This window comes from Streptomyces sp. NPDC004134, assembly GCF_042874195.1.
GTDB lineage: Bacteria > Actinomycetota > Actinomycetes > Streptomycetales > Streptomycetaceae > Streptomyces.
In genome coordinates, this window is record NZ_JBIAMS010000001.1 from 265,598 (window position 1) to 285,554 (window position 19,957).

Below are 19,957 nucleotides of genomic sequence, written 5' to 3' on the forward strand. Positions count from 1 at the left end.
GTCAACGAGGACGGCCTTCGGCCACTCGTACGGAGGAGATAAGCAGATATGCCGCTGGCATATCTGCTTATCTCGTTAACGTCCCGATCATGGTCAACTCCCCACACGAGACGCACCACCGGGCCTTCCAGCAGATCCCGGAGTTATTCACGAGCGCCTTCAGAGTGCTCGACCTAGCGGTCCCGGGCGACGCCGTGGTCACGGCGATCGACAGCGACGTCACGGAGGTACGGCCGGTAGAACGCCACGTCGACACGCTGCTCCGGCTGGACTTCCCCGACGGCGATCCGTACTTGCTGCTGGTCGAAGCCCAGACGAAGCCGGACAAGGACAAGCCCGACAGTTGGGCGTACTACCTCAGCTACCTCCGCAACCGCTACGGCCACCAGCCGATCCTCCTCGTCGTCTGCCGCGACCGCGCCACCGCCCTCTGGGCCTCCCGCCCCTTCCGCATCGGCCACCCGTCCCACCCGAACCTCACACTCACCCCACTGGTCCTCGGCCCGCACAACGTCCCGAAGATCACCGACTACGAACACGCGGCGGCGGACGTGCCGTTCGCGGTCTTCTCGGCCATTACGCACAGCAATGACCCGGATGCCGATGCCATACTGAAGGTGCTGGCAGAAGCCCTGCAGAAGACCGATGACGAGAGCCGCACGATCTGTGCCGAACTGGCAGCCACCGGACTGGGGGGCACCCCGGCCGCCGGAATTTGGAGGAACCTGATGGAGACGGGTCTGTTTTCCTTCCGCGGCTTCGTCGCCGAGGGCCTGCGTGAAGAGGGCCGCGTAGAAGGCCGTGAAGAAGGCCGGGTGGAAGGCCGCGCACAAGGGCGGGAGCGGGGCCGGGAAGAAGGCCGTTCGCTGGGGCTCAAGCAGGGCCGCAAGGAGGGGCTCCTTGAGGGCCGCGAAGAGGGCCAGGTGGCCGCGGGGATCGCGAAGGTGATCCGGCTCCTGGAGGTACGGAGCATCCCCCTGCCCGACGACGCCCGCCGCCGTATCAGCACCTGCGACGACGCGGAACTCCTCGACCTCTGGTTCGACCGCGCCGTCACCGCCACCAGCGTCGGCGAACTCTTCGCCGACCCGCCGCAGGACTGACACCGCACCCGGGGAGGCCGTGCCGTTCGTCTCGGACGCCGGCCTCCCTCACCCCTAGAAGCGGCGGGTGATCAGGGCGCGCTTCACCTCCGCGATCGCCTTCGTCACCTCGATGCCGCGGGGGCAGGCGTCCGTGCAGTTGAACGTCGTGCGGCAGCGCCACACGCCGTCCTTGTCGTTCAGGATCTCCAGGCGCTGCTCGCCCGCCTCGTCCCGGCTGTCGAAGATGAAGCGGTGGGCGTTCACGATCGCCGCCGGGCCGAAGTACTGGCCGTCGTTCCAGAACACCGGGCACGAACTCGTACAGGCCGCGCACAGGATGCACTTCGTGGTGTCGTCGAAGCGCTCGCGGTCCGCCGCCGACTGGAGGCGCTCGCGGGTGGGTTCGTTGCCGTGGGTGACCAGGAAGGGCATCACGTCGCGGTACGCCTGGAAGAAGGGCTCCATGTCGACGATCAGGTCCTTCTGCACCGTCAGGCCCTTTATCGGCTCCACCGTGATCGGCTTCTCGGGTGCGAGGTCCTTGATCAGGGTCTTGCACGCCAGCCTGTTGCGGCCGTTGATGCGCATCGCGTCGGAGCCGCAGATGCCGTGGGCGCAGGAGCGGCGGAAGGTCAGGGTGCCGTCCATGTCCCACTTGATCTTGTGCAGCGCGTCGAGGACCCGCTCCTTCGGGTCGATCTCGACCTTGAAGTCCTCCCAGTACGACTCCGCCGCCGCCTCCGGGTTGAACCTGCGGATGCGGAACGTCGCGGTGATGTACGGGGAGGCCGCGGCCTCGTCTTCGACCTTGTCCAACACGGGTGTCGCCATCAGTACTTACGCTCCATGGGCTGGTAGCGGGTCTGCACGACCGGCTTGTAGTCGAGCCGGACGGTCTCCGCGCCGTCGTCGCCGACCTCGCGGTACGCCATGGTGTGGCGCATGAAGTTGACGTCGTCGCGGTTCGGGTAGTCCTCGCGGTAGTGGCCGCCGCGGGACTCCTTGCGGGCGAGCGCGGAGATCGCCATGACCTCGGCCAGGTCGAGCAGGTTGCCCAGCTCGATCGCCTCCAGCAGGTCGGTGTTGAACCGCCGGCCCTTGTCCTGGATGCCCACGTTCTTGTAGCGCGCCCGCAGCTCCGCGAGCTTCTCGACGGCCTCCTTGATGGTCTGCTCCGTGCGGAAGACCATCACGTTCTTGTCCATCGTCTCCTGCAGCTCGCGCCGCAGCTCCGCCACCCGCTCCTTGCCCGCCGAGTCGCGCAGCCGCTCGACCTCGCCGACCACGAACGTCTCCGGGTCCTCCGGCAGTTCGACGTGGTCCGCCGTGGCCGCGTACTCCGCCGCGGCGATGCCCGCGCGGCGGCCGAAGACGTTGATGTCGAGCAGCGAGTTGGTGCCCAGCCGGTTGGCGCCGTGTACGGAGACGCAGGCGACCTCCCCGGCCGCGTACAGCCCGGGGACGACCGTGGTGTTGTCGGCCAGCACCTCGCCGCGGACGTTGGTGGGGATGCCGCCCATCGCGTAGTGCGCGGTCGGCTGGATCGGGATGGGGTCGGTGTACGGCTCGATCCCCAGGTACGTGCGCGCGAACTCCGTGATGTCCGGGAGCTTCGCGTCCAGTTGCTCCGGCGGCAGGTGCGTGAGGTCCAGGTAGACGTGGTCGCCCTCGGGGCCGCAGCCGCGGCCCTCGCGGATCTCGGTGTAGATCGCGCGGGAGACGACGTCGCGCGAGGCGAGGTCCTTCATGACGGGCGCGTACTTCTCCATGAAGCGCTCGCCGTCCTTGTTGCGCAGGATGCCGCCCTCGCCGCGCGCGCCCTCCGTGAGCAGGATGCCCATGCGCCAGATGCCCGTCGGGTGGAACTGGAAGAACTCCATGTCCTCCAGCGGCAGCCCGCGCCGGAACACCGACGCCTGCCCGTCGCCGGTCAGGGTGTGGGCGTTGGAGGTGACCTTGAAGAACTTGCCGTTGCCGCCCGAGGCGTAGACGACGGCCTTGGCCTGGAAGACGTGGATCTCGCCGGTCGCCAGCTCGTACGCGACCACGCCCGCCGACCGCTTCACCCCGTCGGTCTCGACGATGAGCTGGTCGAGGACGTAGAACTCGTTGAAGAACTCCACGCCCTCCTTCACGCAGTTCTGGTAGAGCGTCTGGAGGATCATGTGGCCGGTACGGTCCGCCGCGTAGCACGCGCGCCGCACCGGCGCCTCACCGTGGTTGCGCGAGTGGCCGCCGAAGCGCCGCTGGTCGATGCGGCCCTGCGGGGTGCGGTTGAAGGGCAGGCCCATCTTCTCCAGGTCGAGGACCGCGTCGATGGCCTCCTTCGCCAGGATCTCGGCGGCGTCCTGGTCGACCAGGTAGTCGCCGCCCTTGATGGTGTCGAAGGTGTGCCACTCCCAGTTGTCCTCCTCGACGTTCGCGAGGGCGGCGGCCATGCCGCCCTGCGCGGCGCCGGTGTGGGAGCGCGTCGGGTACAGCTTGGTCAGCACGGCGGTCCGGCTGCGCTTCGTCGCCTCGATGGCGGCGCGCATGCCGGCGCCGCCCGCGCCGACGATCACGGTGTCGTACTTGTGGATCTGCATGAGGGGAACCTCTTCGCCGCGTCAGCGGATGTTCGGGTCGAAGGTGAAGATCACCAACGTGCCCAGGAGGATGGTGAAGACCGTGGCGGCGTACAGCAGCATCTTCAGCCAGAAGCGGGTGCCGTCACGCTCGGCGTAGTCGTTGATGACCGTGCGCAGCCCGTTGCCGCCGTGCAGCATCGCGAGCCAGAGCATGACCAGGTCCCAGCCCTGCCAGAAGGGCGACGCCCAGCGGCCGGCGACGAAGGCGAAGCTGACCTTGCTGACGCCGCCGTCGAGCACCAACTGGATCAGCAGGTGGCCGACGACCAGGACCGCGAGCACGACCCCCGACACCCGCATGAACACCCAGCCGTACAGCTCGAAGTTGGTGCGGGTGCGGGAGGAGGGGGTGCGGGCGCTGCGCGGGGTGCGGGCGCGGGGGGCCTCGATGAGCGGGGCGGGATTGTCGGCGGAGTACGCGGCGGAGGAGCCGGTCAGCTCGACGTCGGAGGTGGCCATGGTCATCAGCTCCCGAACAGCTCGCGCGCGGTGTGGCCGAGCACCGGGTAGATCGCCCCGACCATCAGCACCGCCCAGATCCCGACCACGATCCACAGCATCGGCTTCTGCAGCCGGGCGCCCTTCGACCAGAAGTCGACGGCGATGACGCGCAGTCCGTTGAGCGCGTGGAAGAGGACGGCGGCGACCAGCCCGTACTCCAGCAGCGACACGATCGGCGTCTTGTACGTGGCCACCACGTCGTCGTACGCCTCGGGCGACACCCGCACCAGCGAGGTGTCGAGGACGTGGACGAACAGGAAGAAGAAGATGAGGACGCCGGTGACGCGGTGCGCCACCCATGACCACATGCCTTCCCGGCCGCGGTAGAGCGTTCCAGCCGGCACGGAAAAAACCCTCCGGAAACTGATCGGGGGCCGGCCGTCAGGGCTCGGGTACTGCACTGTCGGTCATGACCCGGCCGGGTACGGTCCTCCGGCCTTCGCCATCGTAGCGACGGTGCGTCGGCACATCGGCCATGGGGGTGCAGGTGTGATCAATCAGGCACGCGCGTGGCCTAACGGCGCAGGCAGGCGTGGGGATGCGGGTGGTTGCGTCCCCATTTGGCGCAGGTGCCCGTGGCGGGTTTTCGCCGTCGGACAACCGTCGGACAGCAGTCGGACAGCCGTCAGACAGGTGCCGGGCCGGCCGCCGGGGCGACGAGCCGGGAGAGCCGGGCGCGGGCCCGGCGGCGGAGTTCGTCGGCGGCCACGAGGCGCTCCTCGTCGGGTTCGTTGCCGAGGCGGGTGCGGATGGCGGCCAGGGTGTGGTCCAGGCGTTCGTCCTCGGGGCAGCCGTCGAGGCACAGGACGAAGGAGTGGCCGAAGCGGCTCTCGTACGCGGCGTGCGCGGCCCGCAGCGCGGTGCGCTCGGCGGGGCCCGCGGCCGCGGGCGGGGCGGTCGCCTCGCCGGCCAGCGCGCCCGCGACGGCGCCGGGGGCGAGGTCGTAGCTGGCCTCGTCGGCGGCGGCGAGCAGGGCGCCGAGGTCGGGGTACGGGCGGTGGGCGGTGAGGCGGCGGGCCCAGTGCCGGTCCTGGAGGCAGCCGAGGAGCGCATCCTCGGCGTCGGCGGCGGGTGCCGCGTTGAAGGCCGCCAGCCGCGCGGGGTCGGCGGCGGGACCGGGGGCGCGCGTCGCACGGGGGGCTGGTGTGGGCAGGGTGGCTCCCTGGGGCGTGCCGGGTGCGTGGGGGCGTACCGGGGGCGGTTACGGTCGAACAGCGATGCGCCACGCTAGCGGCCGGAACCGAACGTTCCGGTGGTACCGGCCGTCGGTTCACCCGGAAGAGGAGGTTTGTCGCACTGAATCACCAGGAGTGCTGCTTCGCGTCCCCACGCTCTGCCGTGGCCCTCCGGAAGGTCCCCACCCATGCGATTCCCCCCGCTTCCCCGTCCCCCGCGCCGGTCCCCCGCCGGCCGGCACGCCCGCCGCGCCGGCGGCCCGCTCCGCGCCCTCCGGGGCCCCCGCCGCGCGCTGTACTGGGCCCTGGCCACCGTCCTGGCCACCGCCGCCGTACTCCTCGCCCTCCGCCCCGTACTCGACGCCGGTGACGGCGACGGCACCCCCGACCGCGGCGTCGGCGCCGCTGCCCACCGCACCGCGCAGGGCCAGGCCCCGGCGACGCCCACGCCCGGCGGCGAGGACTTCCCCGCCCCGCCCCGCGGCGACCGCGGCAAGCCCCTGCCCGACCCCCGCACCGTCCCCGCCGTCCGCTCCTACGAGCGCGCCGGCGGCACCGGCTGGCGGCCCGCCGACCGCGCCGTCGTCATCGCCGAGGACGACGGGCTCACCGACGAGTCCATGCGCCTCGCCGCCGAACTCGGCATGCTCTACGCGAAGGACCCCGGCGGCGACCGGTCGGCGGACCTCGGGCAGCGCGGCGGCGACATCCGCCTGCGGCTCGACCCCGGTCGCGCCGGCGGCCCCGAGGCGTACCGCATCGACGTCGCCGACGGCCGCGCCACCGTCACCGCCGCCACCGACACCGGCGTCTTCTACGGCACCCGCACCCTGCTCCAGGCCGCCCGCTCCGGCGGCGGCGTACCGCCGGGCCGCATCGACGACCGCCCCGACCGCCGGCAGCGCGGGTTCATGGTCGACATCGCCCGCAAGCACTTCAGCGCCGCCTGGCTGTCCGACCGCCTGCGGGAGATGGCCGACCTCAAGCTCAACCAGCTCCACCTGCACCTCTCCGACGACCAGGCGTTCCGGATCGAGAGCGACAGCCACCCCGAGGTGGTCTCCGACCCGCACCTGACCAAGGCACAGGTCAAGGACATCCTCGGACTCGCCGCCGACCTGCACGTCACCGTCATCCCCGAGATCGACTCCCCCGGCCACCTCGGCGCCGTCCTCGACGCCCACCCGGACCTGCAACTGAAGACCCCGGAAGGCAGCCCGGTGGAGGGTGCGATCGACATCTCCGAGCCGCGCGCCGCGCGCATCGTGGACGACCTGCTGACGGAGTACGCGGAGCTCTTCCCCGGCCCGTACGTGCACATCGGCGGCGACGAGTACGTCGCGCTGATGGCGAGCGACCCCGAGGCCCGCTACCCGCACCTGGCCGCCGCCGCCCGCGAGCGGTTCGGCGCCGGCGCGGTCGTCGCCGACCTCAACGCCGCCTGGCTCAACGAGCGGGCGGACACGGTCAGAAAGCACGGCAAGAAGGTCAAGGCGTGGAACGACGGCTTCATCCCGGGCGTGAAGGTCCGCCCGGACCGGGACCGGGAGGTCGAGTACTGGACGGGCAAGGAGGCGTTCGCGCGCGACCCGCAGACGTTCCTCGAGGACGGCTGGCGGCTGGTCAACCTCAACGACGAGTACCTGTACTACGTCCTCGGCGAGCCCAACGACTTCACGTACCCGACGGGCAAGCGGATCTACGAGGAGTGGACGCCCGCGGTGCTGCGCGGCACCCGCCCGGTGCCGGCGCGGCTGGCGGGCCCGGGGAAGGTGCTGGGCGCCCGCTTCGCGGTCTGGGGGGACCGGGCGGAGGCCCAGACGCCGGAACAGGTCGCCAAGGGCGTCAGGCTGCCGCTGGCGGCGCTGGCGCAGAAGGTGTGGGACCCGCGCAAGCCCCGGCCGGGGTGGGGGGAGTTCGCGGCCCTGGCGGGGACGGTACGGGGCGGGGGCTGAGCGGCGTACGCACGCCGAAGGGGCCGCTCCCGGCGGGAGCGGCCCCTCGTCGGCGGTGGTGCCGGGAGTCAGCGCGTCACGGCGCCAGCTCCACGCCCAGCCGGCCGCCCGTCGGCGTGCCGAGCGCGGACTTGCCGTAGTACACGGCCCCCGACGCCGACACGCCCTGGCTGCCGCTGTCGAGCTGCAGCAGGGTGCCGTCGTAGGCGTCCTCGCCGATCACGCCGATGACGAGGTCCGCCCGCCCGTATCCGGACAGGTCGGCCAGCAGCACCGAGGAGCCGAGCCGGTCGCCCTTCTCGCTGACCCCGCTGATCCCGGCGGTGTCCTGGTGGTACGCCTTCGGCGAACCGGACGCCGTCGACAGGCCGGTGGAGCCGCCGCGCAGCAGCAGGGACGTACCGGCGTCGGCGCGGTTGGCGCCGTCGCGGGTCATGTCCTCGCGGTAGACGCCGGTGAGCACGTCGGCGTAGCCGTTGGCGTCCACGTCGCCGACCGAGACCGAGAAGCCCATCGCGTCGCCGGCCTCGGACGCGCCGGGCACCGAGCCCGTGTCCTGGTGGACGATCTGCTTGCCGGTCGCCGTCAGCCCGCTCGCGGAGCCCTTCAGCAGCGTGATCTGGCCGCCGGTGTTGGCCCCCGACTCGCTCGCGAAGGGCTGGCCGACGACGAGGTCGGCGTAGCCGTCGCCGGTGATGTCCCCGGTGGCCACGGAACGGCCGCCCGGCACCCCGAGGTTCGCGGTGACGTCCAGGCCGGCCGCCGAGCCGCGCAGCACGTCGAGGCGCGCCTTGCCGCTCGGGTCGCGGTAGGTGATCGCCGCGTCGTCGTAGCCGTCGCGGTTGAAGTCGCCCACGGCGGCGTCCTGGTACTCGACCTTCGAGTACGGGAACGAGCCCTCGCGGCCGTTGCCGTTCAGGTCGTGCGTGGCCCACGCCTCAGCGCCGACGCCGAGCACCTCGTCGCGGCCGTCGCCGTCGAAGTCGCCGGCGGCGACCGCGGATCCGTACTTGGCGCCGGCCGGCGAGAAGCCGTCGCCGAGGACGAGGTTCTGGCCGGAGTCCAGCCCGGGGCCGTACAGGACGGTGATCACGCCGGCGTCGGCGTGGCCGGCCGAGTCGTCCTTGTTCGGGGCGCCGACGAGGAGGTCGGCGATGCCGTCGTTGTTGACGTCGCCCCACTCGGTGTCCGTGCCCCAGGCGTCGCCCGCCGCGGCCGTGCCGGGCACGCCCGCGCTGTTCTGGGTGATGCTGCGCTTGGCGCTCGCCACCGGGCCGTTCTCGCCGCCGGGGACGACGAACACCGCGCCGGAGCCGGTCTTCCCGCCGCCGTTGGCCCGCGGCGTACCGGCGACGAGGTCGCCGCGGCCGTCGCCGTTGAAGTCCCGGGTGGGCAGGGCGTGCGAGGCGCCGGGCGCCGCGGCCATGGCGCGGATCTGGCCCAGCTTGGCGTACAGCCGGTCACCGGGGCAGGCGGTCGCGTTGACGTCCGCGGGCGCGCCGTCCGGGCGGAACTGGGCGTCCTTGTGACCGGAGATGTTCTTCATGGTCTTCGGGGGACCGGCGGGGACGAACTCGTCGTTCGCGTCGAGCTTCATCGGCGTCAGCGACGTGCTGCCGGTGGGGCTCACGCCGTACTGGCCGAGCTTCCAGGCCGCGATGCGCGAGACGGCTTCCAGCGACGCCCGGGAGGGGTGGCTGAAGGTGTGGTAGTCGCCGAGGATGGAGATGCCGGTGGAGTGGCTGTTGAAGTTGCTGGTGTGCGCGCCAAGCACCGGCTGGTCGATACCGCCGGCGCGGCCCTCGAAGACGCGGCCGCACTTGTCGACGAGGAAGTTGTAGCCGACGTCGTTCCAGCCGTTGTCGTTCACGTGGAAGAGGAAGATGCCGCGGACGATGGCCGCGGACTCGGCGCACGAGTAGTTCACCGCCTGGGCGGTGTGGTGCACCAGCGCGGTCTTGATGCCGTCGGGGTTGTACGTCGGCGGGTCGTCGACCAGCGACTCGTCGGCGCCCCAGGCGGCCCGGCGGATCACGGGCGGCGGGGTGACGGGCGAGTCGGGCGCCGGGCCCGGGTCGGCCTGGGTGACGGCGGCCGCGGGGGCCATGTCGGTGGCGTACGAGGTCGAAGAGGACGAACCCGCGCCGGACTCCGCCGCGGGCAGCGCGGCCGCCTGCGCGACCGGTGCCGTCTCCGTACCCGCCTCCGTGCCGACGCCGGCGGCCTCCGCCTCCTCGGCCTCCTTCTGCGTGACACCGGGGTCGACGAGGGCGACCTCCATGCCGGCGGGCAGCGGCGTGCTCGTACCGTCCGCGCGTACGACCCGCGCCTCGACGCCGTCCGACGGGCCGACCCACAGCGGCTCGGTGCTGCCGCGCATGTCCGGGGTCAGGTCGTCGGTGGACGGGCCGCCGTCCGTGTCGAGGGCGCGCCAGTCGCTCCAGGCACCGGTCTCGGCCGAGCGGGTGCGCACCTCGGCGGCACCGCCGAGGTCGCGGCGCTCGTTGCTCCAGGAGATGCCGACCATCGAGAACTGCTCGGTCTCGGTACGGTCCACCTCCTGCCGGGCGCCGTCCCCGGTCAGGTCGACGCCGTGCACCGCCGGCTTGCGCGGCTCCAGCCCGGCCGCCGCCGGGTCGTCGGAGCCGGAGCCGGGGTCTGCCACGGCGACGGTGATCACGCCGGCACCGCCGAGCACGACCGCGCCCAGCGTCAGCCAGGCGCGTCTGCGCAGGCTCAACGGCCGGTACGCATGGGATCTACGCGGACTCACATTCCGCCCCTTCGGTTCGCTCACGTGTGACGTTCGCTCACGCTTGACACACGTACAGCGCCGCCGGGTCCGAAAACGTGTCACAGCAGCCCTGACCGGCACAAAGAAGACGGCCGGAGCCGCTACCCCCCACAGGAGCTGCTCCGGCCGTCGGCCTCGGGCGCGGTGCCCGTTCGGGCCCGCTGTATTACTCAGCGCCAGAGGGCCCGGAAATGTCACAGCCCCCCGTCGGCGGGTGCCGCAAAGCCTCCGCACGGCCGCCCTCCGGGCCCCGTCCCGCCCCTCTCCCACGGGCTGTCGGGCCTCTCTCCGCGGGCCGTCCGGCCCCTCTGCGGCGGGCCGCGGGGGCGCCGTGGGGGCGCCGCCCGGAGCCGTCCGTTCCGCATGCGGTCGGGCGGGGAGGGCCCCGGTGTGTTGCGAAGGGACCGCCACCGCCGTAGCGTGCAGTTCGCGTCGACTAGGCGCACAGACATTCGTTCGACTATCGCTCGACGGTCCGCCCAGATCCGGGGGTGCTCCGCAGATGTGTCCGCGTGTACAGCGTCTCCCGGCGCCACGGACCGACTGACCACCGTGCAGGGGGAATACGCGGAAGACGCCGCGCTGTCCGGCGCGGTGCACGCTGCCCAGCGTGGTGACGAGGCAGCGTTCCGCATCGTGTTCCGGACGGTGCACCCACGCCTGCTCGGATACGTGCGCAGCCTCGTCGGCGACGGCGACGCGGAGGACGTGACCTCGGAGGCGTGGCTGCAGATCGCCCGCGACCTCGGCTCGTTCAGCGGTGACGCCGACCGCTTCCGCGGCTGGGCCGCCCGCATAGCCCGCAACCGCGCGCTCGACCACGTGCGGATGCGCTCGCGCAGGCCCGTCTCCGGCGGCGACGAGACCCAGCTCGCCGACCGGCCCGCGGACTCGGACACCGCGGAGGAGGCGATCGAGGCGCTGGGTACGGGCCGCACGATGGCCTTCATCGCACGGCTGCCCCGCGACTACGCCGAAGTCGTGGTGCTGCGCGTGATCATGGGACTGGACGCCAAGCGCACCGCCGAAGTCCTGGGCAAGAGCCCGGGTGCGGTGCGTACGGCGGCGCACCGCGGCCTCAAGCAGTTGACCGCGCTGATCGAGCGGCCGCAGGAAGAGGGGGACGTTCCGCCCGGGGAAGGGCAGCAGCCTGGCGGTGTGACGCAATCAGCCGCGCGGACGCTTAAGGAAATGTGATGGAGGACGACCGGTACGGCTGGCTCGACGAGGACGTCGCGGAGCGCATGCTTCGCGGGGAGCCGCTCGACTTCGCGGACGGCAACGGCCGGCGAGGGCGTAAGCGCTGGTCGCCGGAGGACCGGGCCGCCGCCGAGCGGCTGGCCGCCGTGCTGGCGCGGGTGGCGGAGTCGGGCCGTCCGGACGCGAACGGCCGGGTGCCGGGCGAACAGGCCGCGCTGGCGGCGTTCCGGGCGGCGCAGGAGAGCCCGAGCCCGGCGTCGGCCGCGGAGTTCGCCGCCGAGTCGCCGTTCGACGGGCGCCGCGGACGGCGTCGTTCCGGCGTCGTGGAGCGGCTGCGGTCGCTGCGGCTGAGCGTCGTGGGCGCGGTGGCGGCGTGTGCGCTGGGCGGGGTCGCCGTGGCCTCCAGCGCGGGTGTGCTGCCGGCGCCGTCGTTCATCCAGGACACCGGGGGCAACCGGTCGCCGAGCGTGGGCGCCACGTCGTCGGCGGCGACCCCCGGCGGCGAGAAGGAGAACGGCTCCGCGCCCGAGGACGGCAAGGGGTCGGGCAAGCACGGCAAGGACAAGGACTCGGGCAAGGACGGCAAGGACCCCAAGGACCAGGGCCGCGGCGCGGACACGGACCTGCCGGGCCGGGGCGTCATCGGCGACGTACGCGGCAGCAAGCCGCCGAACATGGCGAACGCCGACGCCGTCCTCGACGAGCTGTGCCGCGACTACCTCGCCGCGCAGGCCGGCACCGGCCCGATGCCGGGCCAGGGGCGGCTGCGCGTCCTGGAGCAGGCGGCCGGCTCGCCGGAGGCGATGTCGTCGTACTGCTCGAACCGGCTGGGCACGAGCGTGGGCACCCCCGGCGGCGCGACCGGCGGCGGCACGGGCGGCTCCTCCGGGGGCAGCACGGGCGGCGACTCGGAGGAGCCGACGAGCCCGAGCCCGTCGCCGACCGACCCGGGCACGGACCCGGGCGGGAGCACGGGCGGTTCGAGCGGCTCGAGCGGCTCCGGCGGCGAGACCGGCGGCGGTGACACCGACGGCGGCAGCGAGAACGGCGGCAGCGAAGGACCGCCGCAGGAAGGCCCGTCACCGAATCCCGGCGTCAACGTCTCGGAGTCCCCGGCCCCCGAGCCCTCGGCCACCGCGACCGCCGCGGAGCCCGAGGAGTCCGCCGCCGGCTGACGCCGCGGCACCCCGCCCTCCGGCAAGTCGCCCGCCACGGCGCCCGTTTATCCCGTTTCATCCGGAGCGGGCCGAGAATATTTGTGGCGGTCACCTGCCCGTACGGGATAAATGTGGGGGTGCTCACGTCAAACGTCCATGATGTCTGGCATTGTTGCAGTGATCTGTTCGATTCCGGGAGTGGCTGGGGCAGCGGCCTGACGGAGAGCGCGCGGGGGCGCGGGCACGGTGCACAGTGCCGCAGGCCGATCTCACGAGGCTCACAAGGTGGGGGATTACGACAGACCGGCTGCCGCACGGGCGGCGCCGGGACGCAAGGTTGCGGACGAGGACCTTCAGCCACTGGTCCACCGGGCACAGAACGGCGACGAGACGGCGTTCACCGCGCTCTACCGGCGGCTGCAGCCGGTGCTGCTCGCGTATCTGCGCGGCGTGGTGGGCGACGACGCCGAGGACGTGGCCGCGGACGCCTGGCTGGTGATCGCGCGCGACCTCGGCAAGTTCCGCGGCGACGGCCCGTCGTTCCGCGGCTGGACGATCACCGTCGCCCGGCGCCGGGCGCTCGATCTGCTGCGCCGCGAACGCCGCCGCCCGCAGGGCGTGCTGCTCGACGAGGACGTCCACGACCTGCCCGCGGAGCGCGCGGCCGAGGAGCACGCGCTGGAGTCGCTGGGCACCCGGCAGGTCCTCAGGCTCATCTCCACGCTGCCCCGCGACCAGGCGGAGGCGGTGCTGCTGCGCACGGTGGCCGGGATGCGCGCCACCGACGCCGGCGAGGTGCTGGGCAAGCGGCCTGGCGCGGTGCGTACCGCCGCCCACCGGGGGCTGCGGCAGCTCGCCGAGCTGGTGACGTCCGCGGCCCGGCGGGAACGCAGCCTGGAGCGCGCGGCCTTCGCGGCGGACGGGAGCGGCCCGCGGGCGGCGGAGCGGGAAGAGGGCTCGGAGGAGCGGTTGAAGCTGGGCCTGGGCGCCTGAGGGGCGCCGTACGCCCGTTGCCGTACGCGTTTTGGCGTACGGAATCCGTAGGCGCCTTCAGGAGGAGGGAGTGGCGCGGGCGGTGCTGGGGGAACGCAACCCGCCCGCGCCATATGCGCTGAGCCGCAGGTACGGGGGGAACCCCGGCCGAGCGCTGGGCCGATGACCAGTCGGCACATCACTTACAGCGTCGCCGGCGGAGAAAGTGTCACAGCCACAGCTCAGCCCCTGCGTACGGCGCGTACGGCACCGCGGGTGCCGTACCGCCGCGCGCGCTCAGCCGTAGACGACCACCTTGTCGCCGACCCGGACGTCCCCGAAGAGCTTCGCGATCTTCGCCTCGTCGCGCACGTTCACGCAGCCGTGCGAGGCGCCGGCGTAGCCGTTGGCGGCGAAGTCCGCGGAGTAGTGGACGGCCTGGCCGCCGCTGAAGAACATCGCATACGGCATGGGGGTGTCGTAGAGCGTCGAGACGTGGTGCCGGCTCTTGAGAAAGACCTCGAACACGCCCTCGCGGGTCGGCGTGTACTGCGACCCGAAGCGCACGTCCATCGCCGCCAGCACCTCGCCGTCCTTCATCCAACGCAGGGTGTCGCTGCGCTTGCTCACGCACAGCACCCGCCCCTCGTCGCAGCGCGGGTCGGGCTTCTCCATGGCCTGCGAGGTCGGCGGGTACAGCTCGTCGCGCGTGGGCTCGTCCGTACGGGCCAGCAGCCGCTCCCAGGTGACGACGTCGGTCTCCCCGGTGCGCGGCAGGCCGCGGTCCTTCTGGAACGCCGAGACGGCGTCGGCGGTGATCGGCCCGTAGTACGCGGTGGGGCTCTGGTGGAAGACGCCCTCCGCGCGCAGCCGCGCCTGGAGCTCCCGCACCTGCTCGGTCTCGTCGCCCACGGCCATCAGCACCTCGGGGCCCTCGGGCGTCGGCTCGGGGGTCGGCGTCGGGGTCGCGGACGCCGGTGGCCCGGGCTTCTCGGACGGCTTCGCGGGCTTCTTCTCGGACGGCGTCGCCGAGGGCTCCGCCGGCTTCTCTGACGGCGTGGGCGTAGCGCTCGACGTCGACGGCGACGGCGAACGGCCCCCGCCCCCGGCCGCGTCCGCCGAGGCGGAACACCCCGCCGCGAGCGCCGCACCGGCGGCCGCGAGCGCGACGGCCACGCGGATCGAATGAAGTTTCCTGTAAACGCTCACACGTGCTGGACGCAATTCGCCCACCCCCCCGGTTCCCTCCTGCAAGACGTCGAACAATTCTCTCCCCTGCCACGGGCGGTCCGGAACCCCGTAGCGCGCCGTTGCCTGCCGGACACCTTGCGTTTGCCACGATCCCCTGGAATGGCCCGTCGGCCCGGCGGGCGCCGCCGGACCGACCGTGACCGCCGCTAGGAGAGTTGGGTGTGCGCATGAACGCCGTCGGCAAGGGGCTCAAGCGACGCGGCAAGCTGATGGCGCAGGCGCTCGGCCCACCCCGGCGCGCCCCCTGGTCCACCACCGCGCCCGCGCGCAGCACCGCCTCGCCGGAGTACACGGCCCCCCGCGCCCCGCGCCTCGTCGAGTCCCCGGTCTTCGTGCTGTCGTCCGTACGCTCCGGGTCCACCCTGCTGCGCGTACTCCTCAACAGCCACCCCGAGATCCGCGCCCCGCACGAGATGCACCTGCGCACGCTGCGCGTGGACCTCACCCGCCCGTACAGCGCCAGGGCCATGGAGGGTCTGGAGCTGGACCGCCGCGAGCTGGAACACCTGCTGTGGGACCGGGTGCTGCACATGGAGCTGGAGCGCAGCGGCAAGCGGGTCATCGTCGACAAGACCCCCGCCAACGCGCTCATCCGCGACCGCCTCGGCGACTGCTGGCCGGACGCCCGCTTCCTCGTCCTGCTGCGCCATCCCGGGGCCGTCGTCTCCTCCCTCGTCAACCGCCGCAAGGAGCCGGACCTCGACGCCATCCACACCGAGGTCCTCGAATACGCCGAGGCCCTGGAGGCCGCCCGTACGGAACTGGGCGCGGCGGGGCACGTACTGCGCTACGAGGAGCTGACCGCGGAGCCGGCCGCGACCACCCGCGGCATCTGCGACTTCCTCGGCGTCGAGTGGGCCCCGGGGATGCTCGACTACGGCGCGCACGACCACGGCACCTTCCGGCCGCACATGGGCGACTGGAGCAGCAACATCAAGTCGGGCCGCATCCAGCCCGCGCGCGCCGGGGACCACGACGCCGGGCTGAGCGGGCGGCTCGCGGAGCTGGCGGAGCTGTGGGGGTACCGGCGCGCGGGGTAGGCGCCGCGCGGAGCAGGCGGTGCGCGGAGTAGGCGGTGCGAGGTCCCGGCGCGAGGTCCCGGCCCGTTGTCAGCGGCGGAGCGTACGCTCGTGACTACGGTCCGTACAGGGCACGGAAGGCTGGGAAAGGCTGGGATCACATGGCGCGCCACTCGGAGTCCGGGCTGCCCATCGAGCCGGTGTACGGGCCCGGGGCCCTGGCCGGCTGGCACCCCGACGTCCGGCTCGGGGAGCCGGGGGCGTATCCGTACACGCGCGGCGTCTATCCCACGATGTACACCGGCCGGCCCTGGACGATGCGCCAGTACGCGGGCTTCGGCACGGCCGCCGAGTCCAACGCCCGCTATCGCGACCTGATCACCCACGGCACGACGGGCCTGTCCGTCGCCTTCGACCTGCCGACGCAGATGGGGCACGACTCCGACGCCGCGCTCGCGCACGGCGAGGTGGGCAAGGTCGGCGTCGCGATCGACTCGCTGGACGACATGCGGGTGCTCTTCGACGGCATCCCGCTGGACCGGGTGTCCACCTCGATGACGATCAACGCACCGGCCGCGCTGCTCCTCCTGCTCTACCAGCTCGTCGCCGAGGAACAGGGCGTCGCCGCGGCGCAGCTCACCGGCACGATCCAGAACGACGTGCTGAAGGAGTACATCGCGCGGGGCACGTACATCTTCCCGCCGAAGCCGTCGCTGCGGCTGATCGCCGACATCTTCCGGTACTGCCGCGCCGAGATCCCGAAGTGGAACACCATCTCGATCTCCGGCTACCACATGGCGGAGGCGGGCGCCTCGCCCGCGCAGGAGGTCGCGTTCACGCTCGCCGACGGCATCGAGTACGTGCGCACCGCCGTCGCGGCGGGCATGGACGTGGACGACTTCGCGCCCAGGCTGTCGTTCTTCTTCGTCTCCCGCACCACGATCCTGGAGGAGGTCGCCAAGTTCCGCGCCGCGCGCCGCATCTGGGCGCGGGTGATGCGCGAGGAGTTCGGCGCGCGCAACCCCAAGTCGCTGATGCTGCGCTTCCACACCCAGACCGCGGGCGTCCAGCTCACCGCCCAGCAGCCCGAGGTGAACCTGGCCCGCGTCACGGTCCAGGCCCTGGCGGCGGTCCTCGGCGGCACGCAGTCGCTGCACACCAACTCGTTCGACGAGGCCATCGCGCTCCCCACCGACAAGGCGGCGCGGCTCGCGCTGCGCACCCAGCAGGTGCTGGCGTACGAGACCGACGTGACCGCGACGGTCGACCCCTTCGCCGGGTCGTACGTGGTGGAGACGATGACCGACGACCTGGAGGCGGCGGCGGTGGACCTGATGCAGCGGGTGGAGGACCAGGGCGGCGCGGTCAGCGCGATCGAGAACGGCTTCCAGAAGGGCGAGATCGAGCGGAGCGCGTACCGGATCGCGCAGGAGACGGAGGCGGGCGAACGGGTCGTGGTGGGCGTCAACCGCTACCAGTTGGCGGCGGAGGAGCCGTACGAGCCGCTGCGCGTCGACCCGGCGATCGAGACCCGGCAGGTGGAGCGGCTGGCCCGGCTGCGAGCCGCCCGCAACGGGAGCGCGGTGGCGGCGGCGCTGGCGGAGCTGCGGACGGCGGCGGAGGGGACGGGGAACGTGCTGTATCCGATGAAGACGGCGCTGGCGGCGCGGGCGACGGTGGGAGAGGTGTGCGACGCGCTGCGGGAGGTGTGGGGGACGTACGAGCCGGTGGACGCGTTCTAGGGGGCGGTGAGCTGATCAGTGCCGTCAGCCGGCCAGTTCCGCAAGCTCGGCGTCGGCGCGCTCCTTGACGAGGGCGAGGACGCGGCCGGCGGCGGCAAGGTCCTCGGCGGCGATGCCGCCCCAGATGCGCGCGGAGAAGGGAGCGGTCTCCGCACCGACGGCGGCGAGCAGCTCGCGCCCGGCGTCGGTGGGCCGGAAGTGGGCGCCATCGGCGACGAGCAGTTCCCTGGCCGCCAACTCGCCGAGCGTGGCGCGGATGCCGGCCGGGTCGGCCTTGAGGGAGCCCTGCACCTGGGCGACGAGTTCGTCCGCGCTCTGCGGGGCGCCGGCGGTGACGGCGGCGCGGAGGGCGATCTGCTGCTGGAACGTGACGCCGTGGCGGGCGAGCACGTGCTCCAGGACCCCGCGGGCGGCGTAGTGGGCCAGGGCGAGGGCACGGGCGTCGGCGGCGGGTGCGGTGGTGGTCACGGTGATGTCCCCTGGGTCGTCGGGTCGTTCGGGAGAGGGGCGAGTGGAGCGTCGAGCAGGGCCAGCAGCTCGTCGGTGAACGCACGGGTCCGCGGGGTGTCGAGGCCGCCGAGCGGATCCAGCAACTGATGGACCAGCTCCCGGACCACCGCGACGGCCTCCCGCGTCACGGTGAGACCGGACTCGGTGAGGGCGAGCCGCATGGCACGCGGATCGCGGGGATCCCGGGTGCGCTCGATCACCCCGTCGGCTTCGAGGGCGCGCGCCAGCTTGGAGACGTACAGCGCCTCCATGCCGGTGTGGTCGGCGAGCTGCCGCTGGCTGGGCCGCTCGCCGGCGTGCTGCATGCCGTAGAGGGAGCCGACGAGCGCGTACTTCGCGTGGGTGAGATCCAGCGGCGCCAGCGCGCGGTCGACGGCGACGCGCCACTTGTTGGCGAGCCGCCAGACCAGGAATCCGGGCGTGGGACCGGGTGGACCTTCAGTCATGACGGATAGAGTACATGGCTACCATATCCATGGCTACTATTTTGGTGACCGGTTCGGTTGCCGGGATGGCGGGTGTTGGCGGTCGTTCCGGGTGGTGGTGTTCTGGAGGCGGGTTCCGGAGACTGGGCGGGTGGCGTCTCCCTCCGGCTCTCCTCCGGCTCTCCGGGCCGTGCTCTTCGACTCGGGCGGTGTCCTGATGCGGCCGATCGGCGGGCGGTGGAATCCCCGCGCCGACTTCGAGCAGACCGTCCTCGCCCGTGCCCCGTCGCTGACGGAGCAGCAGTTCGCCGCGGCGATCGCCGCGGGCGACCGCTTCCTCGCCGCCTCGTCCTCGACGCCCGGCCCCGACGACTACCACCGGGCGATGCTCCGCCACCTCGGCGTCGACCCGACCGCGCAGCTCCTCGCCGACCTCCGCCGCGACGTACACCCGTCAGCGTTCCTGGAGACGTACCCGGACGTCGAGGGGACCCTGGTCGAGCTGAGCCGGCGGGGTGTGCGGATGGCCGTGGTGTCGGATGCCTGGCCCAACCTGCCGGAGCTGCACGCCGGACTCGGGATCGGCCGGTTCTTCGAGGCGTACGCCATCTCCGCCGTCCTGGGCTGCAACAAGCCCGACCCGCACATGTACCGCCACGCCAGCACCGCGCTGGGCCTCCCGCCCGGGGTGTGCCTGTTCGTGGACGACGACCCGGAGTTGGTCGCCGCGGCGATCCGGCTCGGGTACGCGGGACGTGCGCTGTGCCGGGACGGCACCGCCTCGGCCGTGCTCTCGGTCGTACCCTCGGCCGGCTCCCTGACACAACTGCTCGATCTCTTCTGACCCCTGGGGGTCCGGCTACGGGGCTGCCGCTTCCAGGGCCGCCACCGTTCCCGACATGATCGTCCGTACGTGCTCGGTGATGTGCTCCACCGGCCAGTCCCACCACGCCACCGCGAGGAGCCGGGCGACGTCCGACGCCTCGTAGCGCGTGCGGATGAGACGGGCCGGGTTGCCGCCGGCGATGCCGTAGTCGGGGACGTCGCCGGTGACGACGGCGCCGGCCGCGACGATCGCCCCGTGGCCGATCCGTACACCGGGCATGACCGTGGCGCCGTGGCCGAACCACACGTCGTTGCCGACGACGGTGTCGCCCCTGCCCGGCAGGCCGGTGATCAGGTCGAAGTGGTCGGCCCAGGAGCCGCCCATGGTGGGGAAGGGGAACGTGGACGGGCCGTCCATGCGGTGGTTGGCGCCGTTCATGAGGAACCGCGTGCCGGTGCCCAGCGCGCAGTACTTGCCGATGACCAGCCGCTCGGGCCCGTAGTGGTACAGCACGTTGCGCGTCTCGAACGCGGTCGGATCGTCGGGGTCGTCGTAGTACGAGAAGTCGCCGGCCTCGATCAGGGGCGAGGTGAGCAGGGGTTTGAGGAGAACGACGCGCGGATGCTCGGGCATCGGGTGCAGGACGGTGGGGTCGGCGGGGAGGGCGGGCGCGGGTGGCATGGGGAGGCGGTTCCTCTCGGGCGACGGCTCTGGTATT

At 72.6% G+C, this 19,957-nt stretch carries 18 protein-coding genes; 8 read left to right on the forward strand and 10 right to left on the reverse strand.

Annotated elements, in window-relative coordinates; translation table 11 throughout:
• The first annotated feature begins 89 nt into the window (after positions 1-89).
• On the forward strand, positions 90-1,103 hold the full coding sequence (locus tag ACFYVJ_RS01180) for a hypothetical protein (protein ID WP_388885209.1): 1,014 nt from the start codon (positions 90-92) through the stop codon (positions 1,101-1,103).
• A 54-nt stretch (positions 1,104-1,157) separates the two neighbouring features.
• Here the strand turns inward: ACFYVJ_RS01180 and ACFYVJ_RS01185 are convergent, their stop codons facing one another.
• From ACFYVJ_RS01185 to ACFYVJ_RS01205, 5 genes are all read right to left on the reverse strand, one after another.
• The gene (locus tag ACFYVJ_RS01185) at positions 1,158-1,916 is read right to left on the reverse strand and encodes a succinate dehydrogenase iron-sulfur subunit (RefSeq protein WP_388885211.1); all 759 of its coding nucleotides are present in this window, start codon (positions 1,914-1,916) and stop codon (positions 1,158-1,160) included.
• Positions 1,916-3,670: a succinate dehydrogenase flavoprotein subunit gene (sdhA, locus tag ACFYVJ_RS01190; RefSeq protein ID WP_388885213.1), complete on the reverse strand. Its 1,755-nt coding sequence runs from the start codon at positions 3,668-3,670 to the stop codon at positions 1,916-1,918. Before sdhA ends, ACFYVJ_RS01185 begins: the two co-directional genes overlap by 1 nt.
• A gap of 21 nt (positions 3,671-3,691) precedes the next feature.
• Positions 3,692-4,177: a succinate dehydrogenase hydrophobic membrane anchor subunit gene (locus ACFYVJ_RS01195; protein WP_388885215.1), complete on the reverse strand. Its 486-nt coding sequence runs from the start codon at positions 4,175-4,177 to the stop codon at positions 3,692-3,694.
• The gene (gene sdhC / locus ACFYVJ_RS01200; protein ID WP_388885217.1) at positions 4,177-4,557 is read right to left on the reverse strand and encodes a succinate dehydrogenase, cytochrome b556 subunit; all 381 of its coding nucleotides are present in this window, start codon (positions 4,555-4,557) and stop codon (positions 4,177-4,179) included. The genes ACFYVJ_RS01195 and sdhC overlap by 1 nt, the downstream gene beginning before the upstream one ends.
• 281 nt (positions 4,558-4,838) lie before the next feature.
• On the reverse strand, positions 4,839-5,366 hold the full coding sequence (locus ACFYVJ_RS01205; protein ID WP_388886118.1) for a 2-oxo-4-hydroxy-4-carboxy-5-ureidoimidazoline decarboxylase: 528 nt from the start codon (positions 5,364-5,366) through the stop codon (positions 4,839-4,841).
• Between the two features lie 210 nt (positions 5,367-5,576).
• Between ACFYVJ_RS01205 and ACFYVJ_RS01210 the strand changes: the two genes are divergently transcribed.
• The gene (locus ACFYVJ_RS01210; protein WP_388885219.1) at positions 5,577-7,343 is read left to right on the forward strand and encodes a glycoside hydrolase family 20 protein; all 1,767 of its coding nucleotides are present in this window, start codon (positions 5,577-5,579) and stop codon (positions 7,341-7,343) included.
• 76 nt (positions 7,344-7,419) lie between these two features.
• Here the strand turns inward: ACFYVJ_RS01210 and ACFYVJ_RS01215 are convergent, their stop codons facing one another.
• Positions 7,420-10,083, reverse strand: a complete 2,664-nt coding sequence (locus ACFYVJ_RS01215; RefSeq protein ID WP_388885221.1) for an N-acetylmuramoyl-L-alanine amidase — start codon at positions 10,081-10,083, stop codon at positions 7,420-7,422.
• A 606-nt stretch (positions 10,084-10,689) separates the two neighbouring features.
• On the opposite strand from ACFYVJ_RS01215, the gene ACFYVJ_RS01220 reads away from it, so the two are divergent.
• The 3 genes from ACFYVJ_RS01220 to ACFYVJ_RS01230 all read left to right on the forward strand — a co-directional run bounded on the left by ACFYVJ_RS01220 (position 10,690) and on the right by ACFYVJ_RS01230 (position 13,487).
• A complete protein-coding gene (locus tag ACFYVJ_RS01220) occupies positions 10,690-11,334 on the forward strand; it encodes an RNA polymerase sigma factor (RefSeq protein WP_047017683.1) in 645 nt (214 codons plus the stop codon).
• The gene (locus tag ACFYVJ_RS01225; RefSeq protein ID WP_388885224.1) at positions 11,334-12,512 is read left to right on the forward strand and encodes a hypothetical protein; all 1,179 of its coding nucleotides are present in this window, start codon (positions 11,334-11,336) and stop codon (positions 12,510-12,512) included. The genes ACFYVJ_RS01220 and ACFYVJ_RS01225 overlap by 1 nt, the downstream gene beginning before the upstream one ends.
• A 267-nt stretch (positions 12,513-12,779) precedes the next feature.
• The gene (locus tag ACFYVJ_RS01230; protein WP_388885227.1) at positions 12,780-13,487 is read left to right on the forward strand and encodes an RNA polymerase sigma factor; all 708 of its coding nucleotides are present in this window, start codon (positions 12,780-12,782) and stop codon (positions 13,485-13,487) included.
• A 276-nt stretch (positions 13,488-13,763) separates the two neighbouring features.
• On the opposite strand, the gene ACFYVJ_RS01235 is transcribed toward ACFYVJ_RS01230, so the two are convergent.
• The gene (locus tag ACFYVJ_RS01235) at positions 13,764-14,642 is read right to left on the reverse strand and encodes a L,D-transpeptidase family protein (RefSeq protein ID WP_388885230.1); all 879 of its coding nucleotides are present in this window, start codon (positions 14,640-14,642) and stop codon (positions 13,764-13,766) included.
• A 242-nt stretch (positions 14,643-14,884) separates the two neighbouring features.
• Between ACFYVJ_RS01235 and ACFYVJ_RS01240 the strand changes: the two genes are divergently transcribed.
• On the forward strand, positions 14,885-15,757 hold the full coding sequence (locus ACFYVJ_RS01240) for a sulfotransferase family protein (protein WP_388886120.1): 873 nt from the start codon (positions 14,885-14,887) through the stop codon (positions 15,755-15,757).
• Positions 15,758-15,897: 140 nt separating this feature from the next.
• Complete coding sequence (locus ACFYVJ_RS01245) at positions 15,898-17,478, forward strand: methylmalonyl-CoA mutase (protein ID WP_388885232.1); 1,581 nt, start codon at positions 15,898-15,900, stop codon at positions 17,476-17,478.
• Between the two features lie 24 nt (positions 17,479-17,502).
• Here the strand turns inward: ACFYVJ_RS01245 and ACFYVJ_RS01250 are convergent, their stop codons facing one another.
• Both ACFYVJ_RS01250 and ACFYVJ_RS01255 read right to left on the reverse strand, forming a co-directional pair.
• Entirely contained in the window at positions 17,503-17,946 is a 444-nt protein-coding gene (locus tag ACFYVJ_RS01250) for a MarR family transcriptional regulator (protein WP_388885234.1), read from the reverse strand.
• Positions 17,943-18,434 carry a MarR family winged helix-turn-helix transcriptional regulator gene (locus ACFYVJ_RS01255; RefSeq protein ID WP_388885237.1) on the reverse strand — a complete coding sequence of 164 codons (492 nt, stop codon included), beginning with the start codon at positions 18,432-18,434 and terminating at the stop codon, positions 17,943-17,945. Before ACFYVJ_RS01255 ends, ACFYVJ_RS01250 begins: the two co-directional genes overlap by 4 nt.
• A gap of 130 nt (positions 18,435-18,564) precedes the next feature.
• On the opposite strand from ACFYVJ_RS01255, the gene ACFYVJ_RS01260 reads away from it, so the two are divergent.
• Positions 18,565-19,257 carry an HAD family hydrolase gene (locus ACFYVJ_RS01260; RefSeq protein ID WP_388885239.1) on the forward strand — a complete coding sequence of 231 codons (693 nt, stop codon included), beginning with the start codon at positions 18,565-18,567 and terminating at the stop codon, positions 19,255-19,257.
• Between the two features lie 15 nt (positions 19,258-19,272).
• Here the strand turns inward: ACFYVJ_RS01260 and ACFYVJ_RS01265 are convergent, their stop codons facing one another.
• Positions 19,273-19,920 carry a CatB-related O-acetyltransferase gene (locus ACFYVJ_RS01265; protein ID WP_388885242.1) on the reverse strand — a complete coding sequence of 216 codons (648 nt, stop codon included), beginning with the start codon at positions 19,918-19,920 and terminating at the stop codon, positions 19,273-19,275.
• Between the last annotated feature and the right edge of the window lie 37 nt (positions 19,921-19,957).